The sequence below is a fragment of the Streptomyces sp. NPDC093510 genome, from assembly GCF_040683555.1.
Classification (GTDB): Bacteria; Actinomycetota; Actinomycetes; order Streptomycetales; family Streptomycetaceae; genus Streptomyces.
In genome coordinates this window covers 77,451-100,775 of sequence record NZ_JBFBEE010000030.1, presented here as the reverse complement: position 1 = coordinate 100,775, position 23,325 = coordinate 77,451, and the positions used below count along the sequence as shown (strand labels likewise).

General features: G+C 70.8%; 19 protein-coding genes. 12 read left to right on the top strand and 7 right to left on the bottom strand.

Annotation, left to right across the window (positions count from 1 at the left end):
• Positions 1–16 precede the first annotated feature (16 nt).
• Complete coding sequence (locus AB0N81_RS35245) at positions 17–2,248, bottom strand: MMPL family transporter (RefSeq protein ID WP_365365731.1); 2,232 nt, start codon at positions 2,246–2,248, stop codon at positions 17–19.
• A 141-nt stretch (positions 2,249–2,389) separates the two neighbouring features.
• On the opposite strand from AB0N81_RS35245, the gene AB0N81_RS35240 reads away from it, so the two are divergent.
• Positions 2,390–3,145, top strand: coding sequence for a TetR/AcrR family transcriptional regulator (locus tag AB0N81_RS35240; protein WP_365365729.1), 756 nt, complete (start codon positions 2,390–2,392; stop codon positions 3,143–3,145).
• Here the strand turns inward: AB0N81_RS35240 and AB0N81_RS35235 are convergent.
• The gene (locus AB0N81_RS35235) at positions 3,135–4,775 is read right to left on the bottom strand and encodes a catalase (RefSeq protein WP_365365767.1); all 1,641 of its coding nucleotides are present in this window, start codon (positions 4,773–4,775) and stop codon (positions 3,135–3,137) included. The genes AB0N81_RS35240 and AB0N81_RS35235 overlap by 11 nt on opposite strands.
• Before the next feature lie 305 nt (positions 4,776–5,080).
• Between AB0N81_RS35235 and AB0N81_RS35230 the strand changes: the two genes are divergently transcribed.
• The 3 genes from AB0N81_RS35230 (at position 5,081) to AB0N81_RS35220 (ending at position 7,252) form a co-directional block, all read left to right on the top strand.
• A complete protein-coding gene (locus AB0N81_RS35230; RefSeq protein WP_365365727.1) occupies positions 5,081–5,626 on the top strand; it encodes a DUF1360 domain-containing protein in 546 nt (181 codons plus the stop codon).
• A 91-nt stretch (positions 5,627–5,717) separates the two neighbouring features.
• Positions 5,718–5,942 (top strand): DUF5133 domain-containing protein, encoded by a 225-nt coding sequence (locus AB0N81_RS35225; protein ID WP_365365765.1) that lies wholly within the window; start codon positions 5,718–5,720, stop codon positions 5,940–5,942.
• A 170-nt stretch (positions 5,943–6,112) separates the two neighbouring features.
• The gene (locus AB0N81_RS35220) at positions 6,113–7,252 is read left to right on the top strand and encodes a PQQ-dependent sugar dehydrogenase (RefSeq protein WP_365365725.1); all 1,140 of its coding nucleotides are present in this window, start codon (positions 6,113–6,115) and stop codon (positions 7,250–7,252) included.
• Between the two features lie 15 nt (positions 7,253–7,267).
• Here the strand turns inward: AB0N81_RS35220 and AB0N81_RS35215 are convergent, their stop codons facing one another.
• On the bottom strand, positions 7,268–7,939 hold the full coding sequence (locus AB0N81_RS35215) for a M15 family metallopeptidase (RefSeq protein ID WP_365365723.1): 672 nt from the start codon (positions 7,937–7,939) through the stop codon (positions 7,268–7,270).
• Between the two features lie 252 nt (positions 7,940–8,191).
• Here AB0N81_RS35215 and AB0N81_RS35210 point away from each other — a divergent pair, with 252 nt between their 5' ends.
• Entirely contained in the window at positions 8,192–11,200 is a 3,009-nt protein-coding gene (locus AB0N81_RS35210; protein WP_365365763.1) for a family 16 glycoside hydrolase, read from the top strand.
• A 14-nt stretch (positions 11,201–11,214) separates the two neighbouring features.
• On the opposite strand, the gene AB0N81_RS35205 is transcribed toward AB0N81_RS35210, so the two are convergent.
• Complete coding sequence (locus tag AB0N81_RS35205) at positions 11,215–11,655, bottom strand: OsmC family protein (RefSeq protein ID WP_365365721.1); 441 nt, start codon at positions 11,653–11,655, stop codon at positions 11,215–11,217.
• 35 nt (positions 11,656–11,690) lie between these two features.
• Positions 11,691–12,542: a GntR family transcriptional regulator gene (locus tag AB0N81_RS35200; RefSeq protein ID WP_365365719.1), complete on the bottom strand. Its 852-nt coding sequence runs from the start codon at positions 12,540–12,542 to the stop codon at positions 11,691–11,693.
• Between the two features lie 186 nt (positions 12,543–12,728).
• Here AB0N81_RS35200 and AB0N81_RS35195 point away from each other — a divergent pair, with 186 nt between their 5' ends.
• The 7 genes from AB0N81_RS35195 (at position 12,729) to AB0N81_RS35165 (ending at position 20,736) form a co-directional block, all read left to right on the top strand.
• Entirely contained in the window at positions 12,729–13,988 is a 1,260-nt protein-coding gene (locus tag AB0N81_RS35195; RefSeq protein WP_365365717.1) for an extracellular solute-binding protein, read from the top strand.
• A gap of 12 nt (positions 13,989–14,000) precedes the next feature.
• Positions 14,001–14,966, top strand: coding sequence for a sugar ABC transporter permease (locus tag AB0N81_RS35190; protein WP_365365715.1), 966 nt, complete (start codon positions 14,001–14,003; stop codon positions 14,964–14,966).
• Entirely contained in the window at positions 14,963–15,799 is an 837-nt protein-coding gene (locus AB0N81_RS35185; protein WP_365365713.1) for a carbohydrate ABC transporter permease, read from the top strand. Before AB0N81_RS35190 ends, AB0N81_RS35185 begins: the two co-directional genes overlap by 4 nt.
• A gap of 46 nt (positions 15,800–15,845) precedes the next feature.
• Positions 15,846–17,411: a beta-N-acetylhexosaminidase gene (locus AB0N81_RS35180; protein WP_365365711.1), complete on the top strand. Its 1,566-nt coding sequence runs from the start codon at positions 15,846–15,848 to the stop codon at positions 17,409–17,411.
• Positions 17,408–18,823 (top strand): cellulose binding domain-containing protein, encoded by a 1,416-nt coding sequence (locus tag AB0N81_RS35175; protein ID WP_365365709.1) that lies wholly within the window; start codon positions 17,408–17,410, stop codon positions 18,821–18,823. The genes AB0N81_RS35180 and AB0N81_RS35175 overlap by 4 nt, the downstream gene beginning before the upstream one ends.
• Before the next feature lie 424 nt (positions 18,824–19,247).
• Positions 19,248–19,994, top strand: coding sequence for a VCBS repeat-containing protein (locus AB0N81_RS35170; RefSeq protein ID WP_365365707.1), 747 nt, complete (start codon positions 19,248–19,250; stop codon positions 19,992–19,994).
• A 91-nt stretch (positions 19,995–20,085) separates the two neighbouring features.
• A complete protein-coding gene (locus tag AB0N81_RS35165) occupies positions 20,086–20,736 on the top strand; it encodes a response regulator transcription factor (protein WP_365365705.1) in 651 nt (216 codons plus the stop codon).
• Between the two features lie 35 nt (positions 20,737–20,771).
• Here the strand turns inward: AB0N81_RS35165 and AB0N81_RS35160 are convergent, their stop codons facing one another.
• Together AB0N81_RS35160 and AB0N81_RS35155 are read right to left on the bottom strand one after the other, a co-directional pair.
• Complete coding sequence (locus AB0N81_RS35160; RefSeq protein ID WP_365365703.1) at positions 20,772–22,163, bottom strand: hydrolase; 1,392 nt, start codon at positions 22,161–22,163, stop codon at positions 20,772–20,774.
• A gap of 72 nt (positions 22,164–22,235) precedes the next feature.
• The gene (locus tag AB0N81_RS35155; RefSeq protein ID WP_365365702.1) at positions 22,236–23,243 is read right to left on the bottom strand and encodes a phospholipase; all 1,008 of its coding nucleotides are present in this window, start codon (positions 23,241–23,243) and stop codon (positions 22,236–22,238) included.
• Between the last annotated feature and the right edge of the window lie 82 nt (positions 23,244–23,325).

The following is a 23,325-nucleotide window of genomic DNA, read 5'->3' as shown; positions in this document are numbered from 1 at the left end:
GGCACGGTCGGGCCGGTCAGACTCCCGCCGAGTTTTTCTCCTGCCGGTGCGTGGCCACCGGCTCGGGCGCGGGGGCGTTCTCGCTCAGGCCGAACCGGTCGTGGAACGCGCGCAGCGGCCTCGGCGCGTACCAGGCCGAGCGGCCGAGGAGCCGCATCGCGGCCGGGACCAGGACGCCTCGTACGGCGATGGCGTCGATGAGGATCGCGAGTCCGCTGCCGAGGCCGAACAGCTGCATGAAGCTGATCTCCGCCGTCCCGAAGGCGAAGAAGCTCACCGCGATCAGGGCGGCCGCGGCGCTGACGATGCGTCCGGTGTGCCCGAGGCCGTCGACCACGGCGGACTCGTTGTCCTCGCCCAGCTCGTGGAGTTCCTTGATCCGGCTGGTGACGAACACCTCGTAGTCCATCGAGAGGCCGAAGGCGACGCAGAACATCAGCACGGTCATCGACGTCTCCATGGGCTGCGCGGTGAAACCGAGCAGGCCGGAGAGGTGGCCGTCCTGGAAGATCCAGGTCATGACGCCGAGGGTCGCCGCCAGGCTGATCATGTTGAGCACCAGCGCGCGGAGCGGCTGCACGACGCTGCCGGTGAACAGGAAGAGCAGCAGGAAGGTCGTGACGGCGATCAGGCCCGCGGCGAGCGGGAGCCTGCTGCCGATGGAGTCGTTGGAGTCGACCAGTTCGGCGTCGGCTCCGCCGACCAGGGGGCGCGTCCCCGAGGGCGGGGCGGCCGTCCTGACCTTCTCGACCAGCTCCTTGGCCTCGTCCGACTTCGGCGTCAGGGTGCTCACCACGTTGAGCCGCTGCGCGGCGGGGCGACCGAGCGCCGCGTTGCCGGGTCCTGTCGCCTCGGCCCGTCCTTCGGTGTGGACGCCTGTGCTGGTCTCGACGCGGGCGACGCCTCCGAGCCCGGACAGCCGGGCCGCGTACGCCGCCAGCGGGGCCCTGCCCACGGGCTTGTCGATGACGACGTGCAGGGCCGCCGCGTCGTTGCCGTCGAAGTTCTCCCGCAGCGCCGTCGAGACCTGGCGGCTCTTGGCGTCCTCGGGGAGCACCCGTTCGTCGGCCGTGCCGAAGGTGATGCCGAGGAGGGGGCTCGCCGCGAGGAGCAGGACCGCGAGGACGGGCAGCGCGGTGAGCGCGGGCCGCCGCATGACGGTGCGGGCCGTCCGCCCCCACAGGGACGTACCGGAGCCGGCCCGGGGACGGCCCGGCTTCGCCCACGGCATCCGGCCGCTGTTGACCCGGTGGCCCAGGACGGTGAGCAGGGCCGGCATCACGAACAGGGTGGCGAGGGCCGCGATGACGACGACGCCGACTCCAGAGTAGCCGAACGAGCGGAGGAAGTACTGGGGGAACACCATGAGCGCCGCGAGCGCGGCCGCCACGGTGGCGGCGGAGAACGCGACCGTGCGGCCCGCGGTGCTCATCGTCGTGCGGACGGCGTCCTCCACGCCCGCCCCCGCCGCGAGCTGTTCCCGGAACCGGCTGATCATCAACAGCGCGTAGTCGACGCCGAGTCCGAGGCCGAGGGCCGTGGTCAGGTTGACGGCGAAGACGGAGACGTCGGTGACGCTGCCGACGACGTAGAGCTCGGCGAACACGCCCACGATGGCGATGAGGGCGATGGCCAGCGGCAGCAGCGCGGAGACCACGGTGCCGAAGACGACCAGGAGGAGCAGGAGGATCAGCGGCACGGCGATGGTCTCGGCCAGGACGAGATCCTCCTCGGTCTGCGGGCCCATTTCATGACTCACGCCGGCGCTGCCGCCTGCCTTGACCGTGAGCATGCCTTCGTACGTTCCGGCGTAGGCGTCGATGACGCCCTTGGCGTTCTCCTGCTGCTCCGCGTCGTGCCCCTTCACGCGGGCGAGCACGAGGGCCTCGCGGCCGTCCTTCGAGCGCAGGCCGGGGTTGTCCGTGTCCCAGTACGAGACCACGTTGCCGAGGTCCCGCTCCTTCTTGAGCTCGGCCACCAGGGCCCGGCCCGTGCGCTCGGCGGCCGGAGCGTCTACGCGGCCCTCCGTGGAGCGGACCAGCAGCACCAGGTTCGTCTCTCCGCCGAACTTCTCGTCGATGACGGCCCTGGCCCGGGAGGACGGGGAGGCCGGATCGTCGAAACCGCCCCCCAGCAGCTTCCCGAACGCCCCGACGCCCAGGGCGCCCATGAGGACCACGATCGCGGCGGCGACAAGGAGCACCAGCCTGGACCGTCGAATCGTGAGTTCGGCTATCCGTTCGAACACGCGCGTTCTCCTCTGGTTCGTGCGGGGGAAGGGAATGCCGCCGAACCTAGCGAGGATCAACTTGATTGAGCAGTGTTAGATTTTCTTCACAGCTCGGCCGTTTCGCTGCCGTGCGAGGCGTGACCGTCGTACGGTCGCCGCATGTCCCGAGAAGAAGCCCCTGTGGTCAGACCGTCCCTGCGTGAGCGGCGCCGGGCCGTAGCCGTCCAGGAGATCGTGAGCGCGGCCGAGTTCCAGATCGTCGAACACGGCCCGCACGCCCTGTCCCTGCGCGCGGTGGCACGGAGCCTCGGCATGACCGTGCAGGCGCTGTACCACTACTTCCCGAGCCGGGACGACCTCGTCACGGCGCTCGTCACAAAGGCGTACGACGACCTCGCGAACGCGGTGCAGGCCGCCACCGACACCGCGCCGGGCGCCCCGGACCTGCCCGGGCTCGTCGTCGCGGCCGAGGGCTACCGCAGCTGGGCCATCGACAACCCCGAGCGGTTCCAACTCCTCTACGGAGCCCCGCTGCGGCACTATCACGCGCCGGTCGACGGCCCCACCACCGAGGCGAACCGCCGGATGAGCGCGGTCTTCCAGCGCGAGCTCTTCCGCGGGTTCACGCCCGACCGGCTGGCCGCCGCCGACACCCGCTCGCTCTCCCCCGGCTTCCTGGCGCACCTGGGCCGACTGCCGTCCCTGAGCGGCGACGATCTGCCACCGCCCGCGGCCGCTCTGCTGCTGAGCGTGTGGGGATACGTGCACGGCATGGTCGCCCTGGAGGTGTTCGGGCACACCGGATTCCTCGGCGTCCACCAGGCCGAGCTCTACCGCATGGCGATGCGGAATCTGTACGAGGACGTGCGCCGACGGGTCGGCCCGCCGCCGCCCTCCGGGTCCGTCAGCGGGTGACCACGTGGCGTTCGTCGGGCACGCAGTGGGTCATGGTCAGGCCCGAGACGTCGCGCGGCGGATTGTCGCCCAGCTGCCCGAGCCGCTTGCGGTCCTCCTCCGTCAGCGTCTGGCCCTGGAGCGGCTCCAGGTGGCGCACGTCGCCGGGGCCGATGCCCAGGCCCTCGCCGACGCGCAGCCCGAGGTCGTTCTCGACCAGCAGGAAGTGCCAGACCATGCGCTCCTGCACCTTCCGGTCGCACTGGGAGATCAGGTCCACGAAGTTGCGTACGAGGTCGTCGCGCTCCCAGTTCTCCAGGAGCAGATAGCGCTGGCCGGCCTGCATGTAGTCGTTGGTGCGCGGGATCCGCTTGCGGGTCAGACGACCCCGGATCTCCGGACCCTGCTCGTCATGCGTCGGGTACTGGCCCTCACGCAGCCCGCCCGTGATCGACGGTTCGTAGTTGACCTCAGGGTTGTCGTTCGCCGCGCGGTTGTCGTACGCCATCGAGCCGTCGCGCTGGTTGGTACGCACTTCCGCGTTCTTGGCCTGGTTCACCGGCAGCTGGAGGTAGTTCGGGCCGACGCGGTAGCGCTGCGTGTCGCTGTAGGAGAAGGTCCGCCCGACGAGCATCTTGTCGTCGGAGAAGTCGAGGCCGTCGACCAGGACACCGGTGCCGAAGGCGATCTGCTCGTTCTCGGCGAAGTAGTTGTCGACCGTGCGGTCGAGCACCATGCGGCCGACGGCCCTGGGCGGGAAGTCCTGCTCCGGCCAGGTCTTGGTGTCGTCCAGCGGGTCGAAGTCCAGCTCCGGGTGCTCGCTGTCCTCCATGATCTGCACGAGCAGTTCCCACTCGGGGTGGTCGCCCCGGCGGATCGCCTCGTACAGGTCCTTGGTGGCATGGCCGAGCTCGCCGGCCTGCACGTTCGCCGCGTCCTCCTCCGTCATGCTGCGCACGCCCTGCTTGGGCATCCAGTGGTACTTGACGAGGACGGAGCCGCCCTCGGCGTTGACCCACTTGTAGGTGTTCACGCCGAAGCCCTGCATGTGCCGGTAGTCCGCGGGGATGCCGCGCGGACTGAAGAGGTTGACCAGCATGTGCATGCTCTCCGGCGTCTGCGACATGAAGTCGAAAATCCGGGAGGGCTTCTGCTCGTGCGAGACGGGGTCGGGCTTCAGCGCGTGGATGACGTCGGGGAACTTCACGGCGTCCCGGATGAAGAAGACGCCGAGGTTGTTGCCGACCAGGTCCCAGTTGCCGTCCTCCGTGTAGAACTTCACGGCGAAACCGCGCGGGTCACGGGCGGCCTCGGAGGAGTCACGGCCTCCGATGACGGTGGAGAAGCGCAGCGCGACGTCGGTGCGCTTTCCGTGCTCCTGGAACAGCTTGGCGCGGGTGTAGCGGCTGATCGGCTCGTCGCCCCACTTCCCGTACGCCTCGAAGTAGCCGAAGGCGGTGGCGCCCCGGGCGTGGACGACGCGCTCCGGAATTCGCTCCCGGTCGAAGTGGCTGATCTTCTCCAGGAAGTGGTAGTTCTCCAGCGTGGCCGGGCCTCGCGCGCCCACCGTCCGCTGGTTCTGGTTGTCGTAGACGGGATGGCCCTGCCGGTCGGTGAGTACCGGCCGGGGGTCGTCCGCGGGTGAACCCATGCTGGATACGTCAGTCATGACCATCGGCTCCTTGACGAGTGACCTGGTGCGTGAGCCCTGCGTACCGGCACGCGCGCGGGCTGGCTGGCTGGCTGCGCCCCGGCACCCCGCCCCGTTCACGATCACACAGATACGACCGCGGCGCCGTGCCGGGCCGCGGGGGTTCCGCCGTTCAGACGTCCACCACCACCACCCGGGCTGTTTCCGTCGGCGCCGACGGGTTACCTGTTGACCCGGATGTGCTCGCCTGGGCGGCCCCGCCCCTGAGGCGCGAAGGCCGCCGACGCGCTTCAGTGGAGGCAGTAGTGGTTGAAGACACCCCTGGGAAAGGCACCGGCGTGCAGCGGATCAAGGCAGCCTTTCGGCGTGCGGGCAGGGCCTACTCCTCCGGGGAGGAACGCGGGCTCGGCGGTCACTTCGGAGCCGTGGTCACGTTCGGCGCGTACACGGCGGCCTGGGGCGCGGCGGTCCGCGGACGGGGGGTCCGGCTGCCGGAACGCCCCGAGCCCTGGGACGTCCTGCTAGCGGCGACGGCCACCTTCCGGCTCAGCCGGCTGCTGAGCAAGGGGACCGTCACCAGCCCCCTGCGGGCACCGTTCACGAGCTACGAGTCGGGGTCCGGCCCCGCGGAGGTCCATGAGAGCCCCCGCGGAGGGCGCGTCAGGTCGACCGTGGGCGAGCTCGTGACCTGCCCCTTCTGCCTGAGCGTCTGGCTGACGACCACCATCACCGGGGCCCAGCTGCTGTGGCCGCGTGCCACCCGGACCGTGACGGGCGGCCTCTCCGCCCTGGCGATCGCCGACGCCATGCAAGTGGGCTACGACAGCCTGGTGCAGAAGAACGGCGAGTGAGCACAGGCATGTCGGCCGAGAGGCGGGACACCAGAGGCCGTGCACCCCGTGTGCACCCCTGTAAACAGCGGATATGAGGGAGACCCGACCCATGCTCATGGCCCATCTCGTCCTGAAGAACCTGGTCGAGCAGTACGAGGGGCTGCGCGCCCTGCACGCGGAGACGGGCAGCGCGGCGACGCGCCGGCAGATGGAGGACGTCGCCTACACCCTCTGCGTGTCGACCGGCACGGGAAGCATCGACGCCGCTCTCGCCGTCGCCCGCTTCCGGCTGCGCGCGGTCCGCACGGGAAGCGAGCCCCTTCTCGCCGCCTGAGCCCCTGGCGCGCGAACGGGCGTGAGGGGGAGGCGGATGGTGCGGCGGATGAAGTTGGGTGGCTCCTTGGTCTACGCCAACGGGGTGAGTCCCAGTATTCTCATCCGTGGCCGGCCGGCAGCACACCATGGTGACCTCCCCCCCCATTCGCCGCCTCCAGGAGGATCACGGTGAACGTTCGCACCAGAAGCTCGGCGATCATCGGCAGCATGTGTCTCGTCGCGTCCCTCGCCTTCACCACGGCGTCCGCAGACGAGTCCGGCGCCCCACGTCAGGCAGCGGCCGAGGTCGCGCTCAAGCAGGTGGCCACGGCCCGCAATCCGTCCGCCGGCACCGCCGGTCCGGGTGGCACGGTCTGGATCGCCGAACGCGCGGGCACCGTACGGGTCTTGGACCGTCACGGCCTCGGCAAGCCCGTCCTCGACATCTCCGAGGAGACCACCACCGACGGGGAACGCGGCCTGCTGGGCATCGCGTTCGACAAGAAGTTCGCCCACCTGTACATCTCGTTCACGGACCTCGAAGGCACCAGCACCGTGGACGAGTTCACGGTGCGGAACGGCAAAATCCGGCCCGAGACCCGGCGCACCGTCCTCACCCAGACGCAGCCGTATGCGAACCACAACGGCGGCGACATCAAGTTCGGCCCCGACGGCTACCTCTACATCGCGTTCGGCGACGGCGGCGCGGGCGGCGACCCGCACGGCTACGGACAGAACCTCGACACACTCCTCGGCAAACTGCTGCGGATCGACCCGCGCGGCGGCAAGCCGTACGCGGTCCCGCGGGACAACCCGTTCGTGGGCGACCCGAAGGCGAGGGACGAGATCTGGGCGTACGGGCTGCGCAACCCGTGGCGGTTCTCCTTCGACGCGGGCACGGGCGACCTGCTGATCGGCGACGTCGGCCAGAGCTCCTGGGAGGAGATCGACTGGGCCCCGGCGGACAGCGACGGCGGTGAGAACTACGGCTGGTCCCGGATGGAGGGCAGCCATCCCTTCCGGGGCGGCACCGAGCCCGCGGACCACGTCCCGCCGGTTCACGAGTACGACCGCAGCGGCCTCGGCTGCTCGGTGACCGGCGGATACGTCTACCGGGGCAGGGCGATCCCGCAGCTCCGGGGCCAGTACGTGTTCAGCGACTACTGCGACGGCACCCTGCGCGCGCTGCGGATGAAGAACGGCAAGGTGACCGGCGTGGCGGACCTCGGGGTCAACGGCGGCCAGGTCGTCTCGTTCGTGGAGGGCGGCAGGGGCGAGCTGTACGTGCTCGACATCGGCGGCAGCGTCGCCCGCCTGGACCCCGCATAGCGGTCACCATGACGGTCACCGCCCGTTGGCCGAGAAGTGCTGGTAGTCCGGGGCGGGCCAGCGACCGCCCCACTGCCAGCCCACCGCGCGCATCGCCGTGGTGACGGCGTCGCCCGCCCTGATCATGCCCTGGGCGGTGCGGCGCCGGTCGAGGTGGGCGGCTCCCGAGGCGGGGTAGACACGTCCGTTCCTGTCCACGTACGGGTTCTCCACGGTGTTGATGTCCACCGCGTCCCCGTACGAGTGCTGGGAGACCTTGGACGGATCTCCCGTGACGCGACGGCAGTTGAAGGCCGACGTGTTGTCGGCCTTCATGGCCGCCACATCGCTGCCGCCGAACTCCGCCATCGTCCGCATCTGCCGGATGGGGAAGCGGGCCGCGAAGGCCTTGCCGAACACGTACAGGAGCGGTCGCACGGCCTGTCGGCGCACGACGAGTTCGCCGGTGTGGACGCGGCCGTCGAACCCCCAGTGGTTCATCCGGATACGCCGGAGCTCGGCGGGCGCGACCGGGCAGCCCGGGTGCCAGCTGCGGCCCAGGTCGCGCGCGGAGACGGTTGTGACGCGCGCGTCGAGTGCGGGCGGCTGTGGCGCGCCGGCGGCGGCCGGGGCCGGACAGAGGGTGGTGAGCAGGAGCACGGCCGGGGTGGTGAGCGCGAGGAACGTACGGGTGCGGAACTTGATCACCCCCCAGACATAACGCGCCCCCACGGGCCCGCCTGTCCGAAAAGCCGACCATCGGCCGTCATTCCCCCGATTGGTCCGCCGGGCGGCGCACGACGGCGGAAGCAGTTTTTCCTTTCTCTGGACAAAGTGTGGACGTCCTTCGACACCGTCCCTACGCTGAGCGTCGCTCTGCCACAGAGATCTGCGTAACCCACGCCGGAACCACCACCCCGGAACAACGCAGGAGGAAGAGTGAAGCCACGCCCCAGGCCGCTGTCCGGCCGACCCCGCCGCAGAGCCCGAAGATCCACCGGGTTGCTGCTCACCGCCCTTCTGGGCGGCGGCCTGCTGACGCCGTCCGCGGCCGCGGACGACGAGCGGCGCCCGTTCGCCGACCTGCCGCCACAGGAACCGGGCGTCACCCTGCGGGTGTTCGACGTCCGGACCCCGCTGAAGAAGCTGTGCGACCTCAAGCCCGCCCAGACGCCCAATGTCGACAAGCTGATCCCGACCGCCGACTGGACCTCCACCGAGGGCTTCGGGTTCGGCGACAACTTCGTGTCGCAGATCATCGGCAATCTGAACGTGCCCGAGGCGGGCGCGTACGACTTCCGGCTGATCAGCGACGACGGTTCGCGGCTCTCCCTCGGCGGCCAGCAGGTCATCGACCACGACGGGCTGCACGGCGCCGAGCCGAAGGACGGCAGGATCACGCTGAACGCCGGCCACCAGTCGCTGCGCATCGACCACTTCGACGCGGGCGGCGACCAGCGGGTCACCCTGCAGTGGAAGCCGCCGGGGGCCGAGGAGTTCGAGGTCGTGCCGAACTCGGTGCTGAGCACGGACGCCGATGTCGTACGGGTCACGGCGCCCGGCCGCAAGGAGTGCGAGGGGACGTACGACACCCCCGGGGACGGCTTGCCGCTCACCGAGGTCAACCCCGGGTACGAGCTGACCGACCTGCGCCCGAAGGGCTTCGAGCCGCAGGTTTCGGCGATGGACTGGCTGCCCGACGGGCGGCTCGCGATCTCCACGTGGGGCGGGAGCGAGGAGACGAAGGGCGAGGTGTACCTGCTCGACCACGTCACCGGTGACACGAGCCCCGAGAAGGTCACGTACAAGAAGATCGCCGACGGGCTCAGGGAGCCGATGGGCATCAAGTACGTGGACGGGAAGCTGTATGTGTCGGAGAAGCACCAGCTGACCGAGTTGAACGACACGAACGGCGACGACGTCACCGACGACAAGCGGAAGATCGCCGAGTGGCCGTACGGCAAGAACTTCCACGAGTTCGCGTTCGGGCTGCTCTACGACAAGGGCGACTTCTATCTGAACCTCTCCGTCGCCATCAACTACGGCGGCGCCACCACCGATCCGCAGCCCGCGCCGAACCGCGGCACGACCATCAAGGTCAACAAGGCGACGGGCAAGGTCAGTTACCTGGCCGGGGGCCTGCGCACCCCGAACGGCATCGGGCGCGGTCCGGGCGGCGACCTGTTCGTCACGGACAACCAGGGCGGCTGGCTTCCCGCGTCCAAGCTGGTCCACGTCGAACAGGACCGGTTCTTCAACCACTACATGAACCCCGACGGGCCCTACGACGACAAGCCCGTCACCAAGCCGGTGCTCTGGCTCCCGCAGAACGAGATAGCCAACTCGCCGAGCACGCCGATGCGGTTGAAGAAGGGCCCGTTCGCCGGGCAGATGGTCTTCGGCGACGTCACGTACGGCGGGCTCCAGCGCGCGGACCTGGAGAAGGTCGGAGGTGAGTACCAGGGCGCGGTGTTCCGGCACACGCAGGGACTCGAAGCCGGCGTCTCCCGCATCAGCGAGGGGCCGGACGGCGCGATCTACACCGGCGGCCTGGGCGCGGACGGCAACTGGGGCCAGGAGGGCAAGCTCCGCTTCGGCCTGCAGAAGCTGACGCCGAACGGGAAGACCGCCTTCGACGTCAAGACGATGCGCGCGACCCCCGACGGCTTCGAACTCTCCTACACCAAGCCCCTGTCGGAGGAGACGGCGGCCAAGCTGGCGAAGGGCGCGTACTCCGTGGAGCAGTGGCGCTACGTGCCGACGCCGGCCTACGGCGGCCCCAAGGTCGACGAGGAGGCGCTGCCCGTCACGTCGGCGAAGCTCTCAGCCGACCGCCGGAAGGTGCGGCTCACCATCCCCGGCCTGAAGCCGGACCGGGTGGTGCACGTGCGGTCGCCCCGCCCGTTCTCGTCCTCCGGGGGCGAGCAGCTGTGGTCCACCGAGGCCTGGTACACGCTGAACGCCAAGCCGGGCCCGCAGGAGCCGGTCACCACGTACGACGCCGAGTCCGCGAAGCTGTCCGGCGGCGCCGGCATCGACAACGAGCACGCCGGCTTCACCGGCGGCGGCTTCGTCGACGGCTTCGGCGACAAGGGCGCGAAGGCGAGCTTCGACGTCGTGGTCGACAAGAAGGGCGCGTACGACGTGGGGCTGCGCTACGCGAACGGCCCGCACCCGGCCCCCGGCACCAAGACGGTCGGCGTCAGCGTCAACGGCGGCACGGCGAGACAGACGAGCCTGCCGTCCACGGGCGAGTGGAACCGCTGGTCCACGAAGACCGAGCGGCTCTCCCTGCGCAAGGGCCACAACACCATCACGTACGCCGTCGGCGCCGACGACAGCGGTCATGTGAACCTCGACGCGCTCGAGGTGCGCCGGCCCGGCGCCAGGATCGACCTGTTCTCCGGCGGCAGTGTCTCCACCGCCTGGCAGCACACCGACGGCCGCAGCGCCGAATGGCCGCACACCGCGGAGAGGTCCATGGAGGTCTGCTGCGGCGACCTGCGCACGAAGCAGCACTTCGAGGACTTCAGGCTGCACGTCGAGTTCCGTGTCCCGAAGCTGCCGGACGACGTCACCGGGCAGGACCGCGGCAACAGCGGTGTCTACCTCCAGGACCGTTACGAGGTGCAGATCCTGGACTCGTACGGCGTGCCGAAGCTCGCGGACAACGAGGCGGGGGCGATCTACCAGAAGAAGGCCGCCGACCTCAACGCCTCGAAGGCGCCGGAGACCTGGCAGACGTACGACATCACGTTCCGGGCCGCCCGCTTCGGCGCGGACGGCGAGAAGACGTCGGACGCAAGGATCACGGTGGTCTGGAACGGCAAGAAGGTCCACGACGACGTGGCCGTCGACGGTCCGACGGGCGCGGGCGACCCGGAGTCGGCGGCGGCCGGCGCCATCCGGTTGCAGGACCACGGCAACAAGGTCCGTTTCCGTGATGTGTGGGTGGAGCCGCTGTCCTGAGCGGGCCGAGGCGGTCAGCCGCCCATGAAGAGCGTGGTCCCGTCGGGGCCGAGTGCCTCGACGCGGGCGCCGTGCTCCACGGTGCGGCTGACCGTGCAGTACTTCTCGTGCGTGAGCCGGATCGCGCGCTCCAGCGTTTCGGCCGCGCGGGTGTCGCCCTCGGGCACGTCGAGTTCGTAGGCGACCCGGACGACACCGACGCGGCCCTCGTCCTCGGGCCGTGACACCGACTCCACGACGATGCGCAGACCGTCGTGGTCGACGGTGCGGGCCGTGCGGTCCACGACGAGTCCGCCGCAGCCGCCGAGCGCGGCGAGGAGGAGTTCGACGGGGGTGAAGGAGGGCTGGGCGTCGGGGTTGTCGGCGGCGGCGACGCGGACCTCGGCGCCGCGGTCGTTGCGGGCGCTCCAGTCGCGTTCGCCGTTGCGTACGGTCTCGATGCGGTAGTCGGCCATGGCGGAACGGTAACCGGGGGCGTGCCGAAAACGCGTCAGGGCGCCTGCTGGACGTCGCCCCGGGTGGAGGAGGCGACCGTGTCGCGGTGCGCGAAGTCGCCGGGCGGGATGCCGGGGTGGTGGCCGGGCAGGGGTGCGGCGGGCGTCGCGGCGGGGCCCAGGGTGAGGCGCGAGACGATGCGGTAGCGGTCGCCGCGGTAGAGGGAGTGCACGTACTCGACGGGCTGACCGGACGTGTCCGAGGTGAGCCGTTCGAAGAGGAGCGCGGGGGACAGCTCCGGCACGTCGAGGAGCGCGGCCTCGGCGCGGGTGACCACCGTGGGCTCGATGGCCTGCACTGCTTCGCGGACGTGAACGTCGTGGTGTTCGCGCAGGTGCTGGTAGAGGTCGCCGCTCTCCAGTTCTCCCGCGCTCAGTCCTGGCACGAGATCGGCTCGGATGTGCAGGTGCTCGATGGCCATCGGCGCGCCGTCGACGAGCCGGAGTCTGGCGACGTAGACGATCTCCGCGGCGGGTGACAGGCGCAGCTTGCGGCCGACGCGGGCGCCGGCCTGGATGGTGGCGAACTCCAGGAGCCTGCTGGACCAGGCTCCGGCGGCCGGTGGGACCGTCAGCGCCTGTTCCCGGGCGACGAGTTCCTGCGTGATCTTCTCGGGGGCGACGAACATGCCGCGTCCGTGTTCGCGGACGAGAAGTCCTGCGGCGACGAGTTCGTCGACGGCGGCGCGCAGGGTGGGCCGGGAGACTCCGAGCGCCGCGCAGAGGGCTCGCTCGGAGGGGATGGGGTCACCTGGGCGCTGTGACTCGATGAGTTCGAGGATGTGGTCGCGTACGCGCTCCCGCTTGAGCACCGCGCCCGGCGCCTTCCTGTCCGCGTCGGCGTCCACCGTCCGCCCCCTTCCACGCCATACGACCAGTTGCCTGACCAGTTGACCACAAGGTCACGGAGATCGACAACCGACCAGCATTATCAAGGGGGTTGACGCGTCAATTGGTCCATGCCACCTTTCTCCATCACCAGAGGTCACCTGACCAGTTGCCGACTGGTCAGGTCCGGCTCCCAGAGGTGACCCGTGAAGCTCCGCCTGCTCACCGCCCTGCCCGCGCTCGTCGCGGCCGCCGGGCTCAGCGCCTGCAGCTCGTCCGGCTCCGACGACGTCGCCGGGGACGGCGGGCGGACGACGCTCGACGTGTGGCTGATGCGCGACAGCGTCTCGGCCGACTTCCAGAAGAAGTTCGAGAAGGGCTTCGAGGCCGCGCACCCGGACATCGACGTACGGGTGCAGATCCAGGAGTGGGAGGGCATCGGCGAGAAGGTCACCGCCGCGCTCGCCGGCAACGACGCACCCGACGTCATCGAGACCGGCAACACGCAGGTCGCCCAGCTCGCGCAGAGCGGCGGCCTGCTGGACCTCAGCGACAAGGTGGACGAGCTCGGCGGCAAGGACTGGCTCAAGGGCCTCGCCGAACCGGGCGCGCACGAGGGCAAGCAGTACGGCATCCCGTACTACGCGGCGAACCGCGTCGTCGTCTACCGCACCGATCTGTTCGCGAAGGCGGGCGTCGACGCCGACGCGATCAAGACGCGCGACCAGTGGATCGCCGCGACGAAGAAGCTCGACAAGGGCGAGCAGCAGGGGATCTACCTGCCCGGCCAGAACTGGTACACCCTCTCGGGCTTCATCTGGGACGAGGGCGGCGACCTCGCCACCGAGTCCGACGGAACCTGGCGGGGCGCCCTGGACACACCCGAGGCGCTGCGTGCCATGGCCTTCTACAAGAAGCTGCAGGCCCTCGGGAAGGGGCCCGAGGACTCCGACGAGGCACGGCCGCCCCAGGCCGAGGTGATGGCCAAGGGACAGGTGGCGCAGATCGTCAGCACACCCGGGGGCGCCGACGTCATCGCGCAGAACAACGCCGGACTCAAGGACAAGCTGGGGTTCTTCCCGATTCCCGGCAGGACGGCCGGCACACCGGGCGCCGTCTTCACCGGCGGCTCCGACCTGGTGATCCCCGTCATGTCGAAGCACCACGACGCCGCGTACACCTTCGTCAAGGAGCTCACCGGCGACGCCTGGCAGAAGAAGCTCGCCGTGGCGATGAGCTACGTGCCCAACAAGACGACGCTCGCCGGCGCCGTCGCCGAGGACCCCGGCGCGTCGGCGATGGCGGTCGGCGCGGCCGAGGGGCACGCCACTCCGAACACGCCCGGCTGGGCCGCCGTCGAGGCGAAGAACCCCGTCAAGGACTACATGACGGCCGTCCTGACCGGCGGCGATCCGGCGCGGGAGGCCGCGAAGGCGTCCGACGCGATCACCGCGGCGATGAAGTAGGGAGGGCGTGCCGTGTCGGTCGTCCGCGAGCGGACCGAACCCCGCCCCCTCACTCGGCCGCCCCGGCGCCCTCGTCCGCCCCGGCGGGGCACCACGTCCGGCGCGTGGCCGTACCTGCTGGTGGCGCCCGCCGTGCTCGGCATGCTGTACCTGCTGCTCTACCCGTTGGCGCGGGCCGTCCTGATCTCCTTCCAGGACTTCGAGCTGCGTCAGCTCATTCTCGGCGACGCCCGGTTCACCGGTTTCGACAACTACACGACGCTGCTGTCCGACCCCCGCTTCTGGACGGTGGTGCGCCGCACCTTCCTCTTCATGACGGTCAACGTCGTACTGATCATGGTGCTTTCGACGCTGGTCGCCCTGATGGTGGAGCGGCTCGGCCGCTTCGGGCGGGCGGCCGTGCTCAGTGCGCTCGTCCTGGCCTGGGCCATGCCGGTGGTCGCGGCGACGACGGTCTTCCAATGGCTGTTCCACTCGGAGTTCGGGATCGTCAACCACGCGCTCACCGGCCTCGGCTTCACGTCGTTCGACGGGTATCCCTGGCTTGCGCACGGCCCGGCGGCCTTCACGATCCTGGTGGTCCTCGTGGTGTGGCAGTCGGTGCCGTTCGCCGCCGTCACCCTGTACTCGGCGCTGACCACCGTGCCGAGCGAGCTGTACGAGGCGGCGCGCATCGACGGCGCGTCCGCGTCGCGCGTCTTCCGGTCGGTGACGCTGCCCATCGTGCGCCCCATCTTCATGCTGGTGCTGTCCCTCGAAGTGATCTGGACGTTCAAGGCGTTCGTGCAGATCTGGGTGATGACGCGCGGCGGCCCCGGTGACGCGACGACGATCCTGCCGGTGTACGCGGTGCAGACCGCCCTCTCGGGCCAGCACTACGACCTCGGCTCCGCGGCCTCGATGGTGACGGTGCTGCTGATGTCGGGTGTCCTCCTCCTCTACTTCCGGCAGATGTTCCGACAGGAGGCCGAGCTGTGAGGGCCTCGCGCGCACTGCGCCGCCTGCCGCTGCGGGCCGCCGCGACCTGCACGGTGATCGTGTGTCTCTTCCCCGTCTACTGGATGGTGACCACGGCCTTCAAACCGTCCCGGGACATCCAGTCGGACCAGCCGCGTGTGCTGCCGCAGAGCTGGACGCTCGACCACTTTCGGCGGGCGGTCGACGCCGACGGGTTCGCTCTGTTCTGGCGCAACAGCGTGCTCGTCACGCTCGGGGCGGTGCTCCTCGCCCTGCTCGTGGCGCTCGGCGCGTCGTACGCGGTGGCACGGATGCGGTGGCGGGGGCGGCGGCAGTTCATGCTGATGGTGTTCATCGCGCAGATGGCGCCGTGGGAATCGCTGATCATCCCCATGTACATCATCGCGCGGGACACCGACATGCTGGACCGGCTGCCGACGCTGACGCTGGTGTACTTCATGATGACGCTGCCGTTCACGATCGTCGTGCTGCGCGGTTTCATCGCGACGATCCCGCCGGAGCTGGAGGAGTCGGCGCAGGTCGACGGCTGTACGCGGTCCGGCGCGTTCCGGCACGTGGCGTTCCCGCTCCTCGCGCCCGGCCTGATGGCGACGTCGCTGTTCGGCTACATCACGGCGTGGAACGAGTTCGCGTACGCCAACTTCCTGATCATCAAGCAGCAGGACCACCGGACGCTGCCGGTGTGGCTGTCCTCGTTCCACAACACGTTCGGCACCGACTGGGGCGCCACGATGGCCGCCTCCACGCTGTTCGCGCTGCCCGCCCTCGCCATCTTCCTGCTGCTGCAACGGCAGGTGACGTCGGGCTTCGCGTCCGGCGCCGTGAAGGGCTGAACCCACCGCCGCACAGGACCGTTCCGCTCACCACCGGAGGCCCGCAGTGCCCGCACACCGCCCCGCCCTGGTCCCGCTGCCCCGCCAACTCTCGTGGCGGCCGGGCCACTTCACCCTCGACACCGCCACCGCGGTCCGTCCGGCCCCGGGGGCCGAGCCCGCCGCCTCCCTCCTCCGCACGCTGCTCGCGCCGGCCACCGGACTGCCGCTGCCGCTCTCGCCCACCGGGCCCTTCGTGCTGGCACTCGACCCTCAGCTGCGCGGTCTGGGCGAGGAGGGGTACGGCCTGACGGTCGGGCCGGACGCGGTGCTGCTGCGCGCGGCCCACCTCACCGGGCTGCTCCGGGGCGGCCAGACGCTCCGTCAACTGCTGCCGTCCGAGGCCCTGTCGGCCCGGCCCCGGCACGGAACGCCGTGGCGGCTGCCCTGCGTGGAGATCACCGACGTGCCGCGGAACGCCTGGCGCGGTTTCATGCTCGACGTGGCACGGCACTTCCAGCCGGCCTCCCTCCTGCGCCGGTACGTGGATCTGCTCGCCCTGCACAAACTCAACGTGCTGCATCTGCACCTCACCGACGACCAGGGGTGGCGGATGCCGGTCGCCGCGTATCCACGCCTCACCGAGGTGGGGGGCCGGCGCGCCGAGTCGATGGTGGGTCCGGCCGGCAGCGGCGTCCGCGACGGGGTTCCGCACCACGGCGCCTATACGCGCGCCGAGTTGACCGGCCTCGTCGCGTACGCCGCCGCGCGCGGGGTCACGGTCCTGCCCGAGGTGGAGATGCCCGGCCACACCCGGGCCGCCCTCGCCGCTCACCCGGAGCTCGGCAATGTGCCGGGGCGGCAGCTGGACGTGTGGACGGACTGGGGCGTGTGCGACACGGTCCTCTCGGCCGACGATCCTGCGCTCGACTTCTGCCGCACCGTCCTCGACGAGGTCCTCGACGTCTTCCCCTCACCCCACGTGCACATCGGCGGCGACGAGTGCCCCACCACGGAGTGGGCCGCGAGCCCGGCGGCGCGCGCCCGCGCCGCCGCGGAGGGCCTGCCCGGCACGGACGCGCTGCGCGGCTGGTTCCTCGGCCGGATCGGGGCACACCTCGTCGAGCGGGGCCGCGTCCCGACGGCGTGGGCGGAGAGCGGCGAGGGGCTGCCCCCGGAGTTCACCGTCATGGCGTGGCGCGACCCCGAGCACACCCGCCTCGCGCTGAAGCGGGGCCACGCGGTCGTCAGCTGCCACCATCGGGCCGCCTATCTGGACTACGCCCAGTCGTCCGCCCCGGCCGAACCGCCGGCCCAGCCGGGCCCGCCGGTCGATCTGCGCACGGTGCACGGTCACGAGCTGCCCGACGACACCGAGACCTCCGGGGAACTGCTCGGGATGCAGGCGCAGCTGTGGACCGAGTTCGCTCCCACGGCGGAGCACGTCGACCGCATGGTGTTTCCCCGGCTGTGCGCCCTGGCCGACCGTGCCTGGCACGGCGCCGCGCCCTGGCCCGCCGTCCACGCCCGGCTCCGCGCCCATTCCGCGCGCCTCGCGGCGCTGGGCGTGCGGCACGGCCCACTCGACCCGTACATGCCCCTCCCCCACCGTTCCGGAAAGGAACAGCCATGAGAAGGACGACCCTCAGCAGGTCGGCGAAGCGGTCCCTCACCTGTGCCGTCGCCGCCTCCCTCGGCTGCGCGGGCCTGCTCGCGCTCCCGCCGGCCGCCGCGGCGGCCACGGGTGACCTGGCCGTGCAGTACCACGCGGGTGCCACCGGAAGCGACCAGGCCGAGCCGTGGCTGAAGGTGAAGAACACCGGTGACTCCAGTGTCGCGCTCAGCGAAGTCAAGATCCGCTACTACTTCAAGTCGGACGCCGGGAACCCGGGTTACCGCTTCGCCTGCTCGTGGGCGGTGAAGGGGTGCGGCAACATCGTCGGTACGTTCGGGACGCTCGCCCGGCCGACGGCCACCGCCGACCGCTACCTGGAGATCGGCTTCACGTCCGGCGCCGGATCGCTCGCGGCGGGCGCCGACACCGGCGATCTCCAGCTGCGCTTCCACCGCTCCGACTGGCAGGCGCTGAACCAGGCCGACGACTACTCCTTCGGCGCCACTCAGTCCACGTACGCGAACTGGTCGAAGGTCACCGCGCAGCTCGAAGGAACGACGGTCTGGGGCACGGCTCCCGAGGGCAACGATCCGACCGACCCCCCGGACCCGACGGACCCGCCCGGCGACGGGGCCACGCTCTTCGACGACTTCACCTACACCGCGTACGACGACCCGAGGATCTCCGCCAACGGCTGGAGCGTGCGGTCCAACGCCGGTGGCCCCGGCGTGCCCGGCGCGTCCTGGGTGCCGCAGAACGTGACGTTCGCGTCGTCGGGCGGCAACACGGTGATGAACCTGGAGACGTCGACGGCGGGCACGGCCGCGACCACCGAGCAGACCGAGGTCCTCACCAAGGCGATGAAGTTCAGGAACGGGACGTACGCGGCGCGCGTGAGGTTCAGCGACGCCCCGCGCAGCGGCCCCGACGGCGACCGGCTGGTGCAGACGTTCTTCACCATCAACGACCTCAAGGCGCCGATGGCCGACGACTACGCCGAGTACGACTTCGAGTACCTGCCCAATGGCGGCTGGGGCGAGCCGTCGAACATCCTCTACACGACCTCGTGGGAGACGTACAACCCCGACCCGTGGCAGGCGGTCAACCAGCACACGGAGAGCAGGCAGAGCCACGCGGGCTGGCACGACCTGGTGCTGACCATCGACGACAGTTCCATCCGCTACTACGTCGACGGCCGGCTGTTCGGTACGCACGACGCCGCCTATCTGCCCGAGCGGCCGATGTCGATCAACTTCAACCAGTGGCTGATCGACCTGGCGGGCCGGCCCAGCACCGCGCCGCGCTCGTACGACCAGCAGGTCGACTACGTCCTGCACGTCAAGGACCAGGCGCTGACCCCGGCGCAGGTGTCGGCGAAGGTGGCCGGGTACCGGGCCGCGGGCACCGCGTTCGAGGACACGGTGCCGTAGAGGTCCGAGGGCGCGGTGCCGTAGAGGTCCGAGGGCTCGGTGCCGTAGAAGCGGATGGGTCACGGCCGTGAACCAGGGGGTGCGGCTTCCCCGGCTCATGGCCGAACCAGGGAAACCTGGGCCGGTTCAGCCCCCAAGGGATCGCCGCTGAACCCGCCCTTTCCACCGAGTCCCCTGTCCCGCGGTCTTCACGCATGAACTCGGCGGACCTGTTTCAGCGATCCGGAGCGTCCCACTCCCGCATTCCAGGCAGCTTGCGTTTCCCCAGGTCAGGGCCGATTTCTGCGTTCCAGCGTCCCCGCTTCCCCGGCATTCGTGGCTTCCGGGACGGGGCTGACCGCAAGGTGGACCCCTGCTCACCGGGCGGTCAGCCATGACCCGGTCGCGAGCACCGTTTCGCAGCAACGACCTTGGGAGTCCGCACATGCTTCGCAAGCGCTCACGTCTGATCGCCGTGCCGGTCGCGGCCGTCGCCCTGACCCTGACGGTCGCCGGCCACCAGGCCGGTGCGGCCGGATCGTCCTCATCGGACGACGCGGGACGCTCCGGCAAGACCGCCCGCGCGGCGGCCCCGTGCCTGGCCGGGGCCACGACGCTGGTCGGCGACCTCGACGGTGACGGCCGCCCCGACAAGATCACGAACCCCGGCCACACCGGCACCAGGATGACGGTCCAATGGGGGGCCGCCGACGGCACGTTCGGCACGAAGCACACCGTCAGCAAGCTGCTCGGCACCAAGCCGGGCGAGGTCACCACGGCCGCGGTCGCCGATCTCCAGAACGACGGAAAGCTGGACATGGCCCTCAACATCGTCGAGCCCTCGGGCGTGGACGACCCCGCGACGGCCCGCGTCGCCGACTACCGGCCCGGCCCGCTCAAGCGCTCGAACCTGGCCTCGTCCGGCGCCAGGCACCTGGACATCGGCGACGCCGGCGAGGCCAAGGAGCTCCGCGTCGCCAACTACGGCGACGACGCCTACCCGGACCTCGCCGTTCTGAGCAACGCCGGCGACGGGGTGCTGGAGCGGAACGTCCGCCTGTCGAAGCCCGGCAGCGGTCCGGGGAAGTACAACCAGGAGCACGAGGAGAAGTACGGCGACTGGGGCACCCCCGCCGAGCCGCCCGCCATGCCCACCGACGGCTGGAAGCACTTCTACAAGTCCTGCTCCTGACCGACACCACCGGGCGCCGCCGGTCCTCAGGGACGCGGCGGCGCCCCCGGCATGCGTGAGGCAACCCGTCGCAGAAGTGAGGAAGATCCGCTTGTCCAGCTCCCCCAGGCCCGCCCGGTCCCCGCAGACCCACCGGGTACGGGTCGCCGTCACCGCTCCCGACCCGATCAGCCGCGAGGGCGTCCTCAGCCTGCTGCGCCGGCACCCGGAGGTCGAGGTGTCCGGGGACTCCGGCCCGGCCACCGTCGCCCTGCTCGTCGAGGACACCCTCGACGAGGCGGCGCTCAGCCGGCTCAGACGCGCGGTGCGCAGTGAGGGCACGCGCGCGGTGCTGATCACCGGCACCCTCCGTGAGCACGAACTCCTGGACGTCATCGAGTGCGGCGTCGCGGCCATCGTCTGGCGCCGCGAGGCGACCGCGCACCGCCTGTCACAGGCGGTGCTCACCGCCGCAGAGGGAGGCGGTGATCTGCCCGCCGACCTGCTGGGCCAGCTCATCGGCCAGGTGCGGCGCCTCCACCGGGGCGGCGCCGAGGAGCCGGGATACCTCACGAGTTTCGCCAAGCGTGAGGTGGACGTGGTCCGGCTGGTCGCCGAGGGGTTCGACACGGCGGAGATCGCCACGAAACTGTCGTACTCCGAACGCACCGTCAAGAACGTGATGTACGGCCTGACCACCCGCTTGCACCTGCGCAACCGGGCGCACGTGGTGGCGTACGCGCTGCGTGAGGGATACATCTGACCGGGCCGCTCCGTCTCACCCCGGGCCGCTGCGCCTCACACGGTGAAGCGGACCGCCTCCAGTGGGAGGTTCAGCTCCATCGGGCTGCCACCGTACTTCCAGCCGCCGGGGTCGGTGCACACCTCGCCCATCCACTGCCTGTCCCGCACGTAGGCGTCGTGGCACACGGAGCCGTCGAAGACCTTCATGGTGAAGCCCTGCATGGCGGGGTCCGCGTCCTCGGTGGAGCCGATGACCATGTCCTCCTCGTCGTCCGCGTCCGACCACGGGATGCCCTCGCGCCAGCCTTCGCCCACATAGGCGCCGCTTCCGGTGACGCCCTGGGTGTCGGACACCGCGACGTCGAGGGCCTTGATCGCCTTGCCTCCACCGGCGGTTCCGGCCTCCTCCCCGTCGCACACGGGGTCCTGCCAGCCGTCGCCGTCGACGTAGGCGCGGTAGCAGATGTGGCGGCCCTCGCTGCTGCCGGCGAGGTCGCGCACCGCGGTGGCCGCCGTCGTCTCCTCGGGCTCCTCTCCCCCGCCGCCGTCTCCACCGCCCGCGTCCTCCTCCGGGGCGCTTTCGTCGGGCTTCTTCGGCGGCTCCTTCGGCTTCTCCTTCTGCGCGGGCGGCGCGCTCTCGGACGGAGGGGGCGGCTGCGCAGGTACGACCTTGCCGGCTGCCTGCGGCTTCTCCCGTGCCGCGGTCTGCATCTGCGGACGGTACGTCAGCCAGATCGTCACGCACGCGATGGCCACCGCGAGAAGCAGCCCCAGGGTGCCGGCCAGCCAGCTCGGCAGGAGTCCGCGCTGCAGGAAGGTCCCGTCGACACCGAGCGGCTCGGCGCCGGAGCGCCGCACAGCCAGCGAGTAGGGCTGCTCCTGCTTGGCCCCGAACCAGATGATCTGCTGGGGCCGCAGCGTCGCGTCCACGAACGCGGCCCGGCCCGGCTCGATCCGGACGTTGCCCGGCTCCAGCTCGTACCCCAGCCGGTCGCCGGTGTCACTGCCGCTGAGGGAAGCGGTGACCGGGGTGTTGCCGATGTTGTCCACGGCCAGCCGGGACCGCCCCCGGAACCACCCCTTCACCGTCGGCGGCACCAGTTCGGCGCGCACCTCGGTGAACGGGGTGACGGTGACGTTCCCCTCGGGGACGCAGACGGCTCCGGGATGCTCCGTCGGCGTGATCCGCACCGCGTACGGGTGCGGTCCCGCGGCCGCGTCCGGCGTACGCGGTGGCGCGAACGTCAGCTCGACCGTGCCGGTCGTCCCCGGGTAGAGCCGCAGCGACTGCGGCTCCACCGTGGTCCATGGGACGAGATCACCGACCGGTTCGAAGCGGTACGCGTCGACGACGTCGCCGGTGTTGCGCACCCGCAGCCGCACGGTGGTGCCGCTGCCGGGGTCGACGGTCGTGGATGCGGGTTCCAGGGAGGTCCAAAGGCTCACGTCACGACGCTAGGAGGGCCAGCGGCGCCTGTCAGGAGCCCACCGGGCACACTCGGTTGCCCGATGAGGCACTCAGTTGCCGAAGGGGACGTCGTCCGTGGTGGCCATGCGGCGGGTCTCTCGGTGGGCCTCGACGAACTCGTGGATGTGGGCGAGGGCCTGCTTCGCGTGCGACTCGTCCTTGCCGCAGCCGCGGACGCCGGAGTTGCCGTCGGGGTAGCAGGAGGCGCGGTGGCCGTAGATCAGCCCGTCGGCGTCGCCGCCCGACTCGTCGAGGAGTTGGCGTGTCGCGTCGCCGTCGCCCGCCGCGGTGGTCCAGCCGAAGACCCGCGCCAGCTCCCCGCGGTCCCGCGCCTGCGAGCCGAGCCGGAGCTGCTCCCGCACCTTCCCGAGGACGGTCGGCAGACCGAGGTTGAACAAGCCCTTGTCCATGACGCGTTGGTTCTGCGCGATGGCCCCGCCGAACTCGCCGTACTGCCGTCGGACCTCGTCGGCGTCGCCGCTGATGTCCACGCCTTCGAGGTCGGTGAGGTCGCCGCCGACGTCCTTCCAGCCGGCTCCGCCCGCGGTGCCGTAGAAGCCGTAGAGGACCCGCACCCCGGCGCTCTCCAGCTTGGCGCGCGCCAGGTCGCGCAGGGCGGCGGCCGAGCAGTGGCGCCACTTCGTGTCGCCGCTGTCGCAGTAGTCGGGGTTCTTGATGTCCAGCCAGACGAAACTGATGTTCTTGCCCGCCCGGCGCTGCTGCGCGATGCGGTCGAACATGTCCGCCATGGTGTCGCCCGCGCTGGTGGGGGACCCGTCGTGATCGGCCCACCAGCCCTTCTTCCAGGCGGTGGCGTCGATCTCCACGGCGTTGGCCCCGTGTGCGAGCGCCTTGTCGACGCCGTCGACGGTCAGCACCCGGTGCGCGACGGCCCAGACCGGCCGCTCGGTCCGCGGCTGCTGCGCGCCGGACCCGGCCGCCTCGCCGGTGGCGGCGCCGGCCGGCGGGGCGGCCAGGCCGCTCACCAGCAGGGCACCGCACGCGGCGGCGAACGTGGCGGCTCTGGCGTGCGAGCGGGCGCGGGCTCGACGTATCACGGTTGTCTCTCCATCCGTTCCGGTGCGCTCGGGCCGGGCGCGCCACGGGGAGGCGGCACCGCAGCGGCAGCGCGCCGGGTGC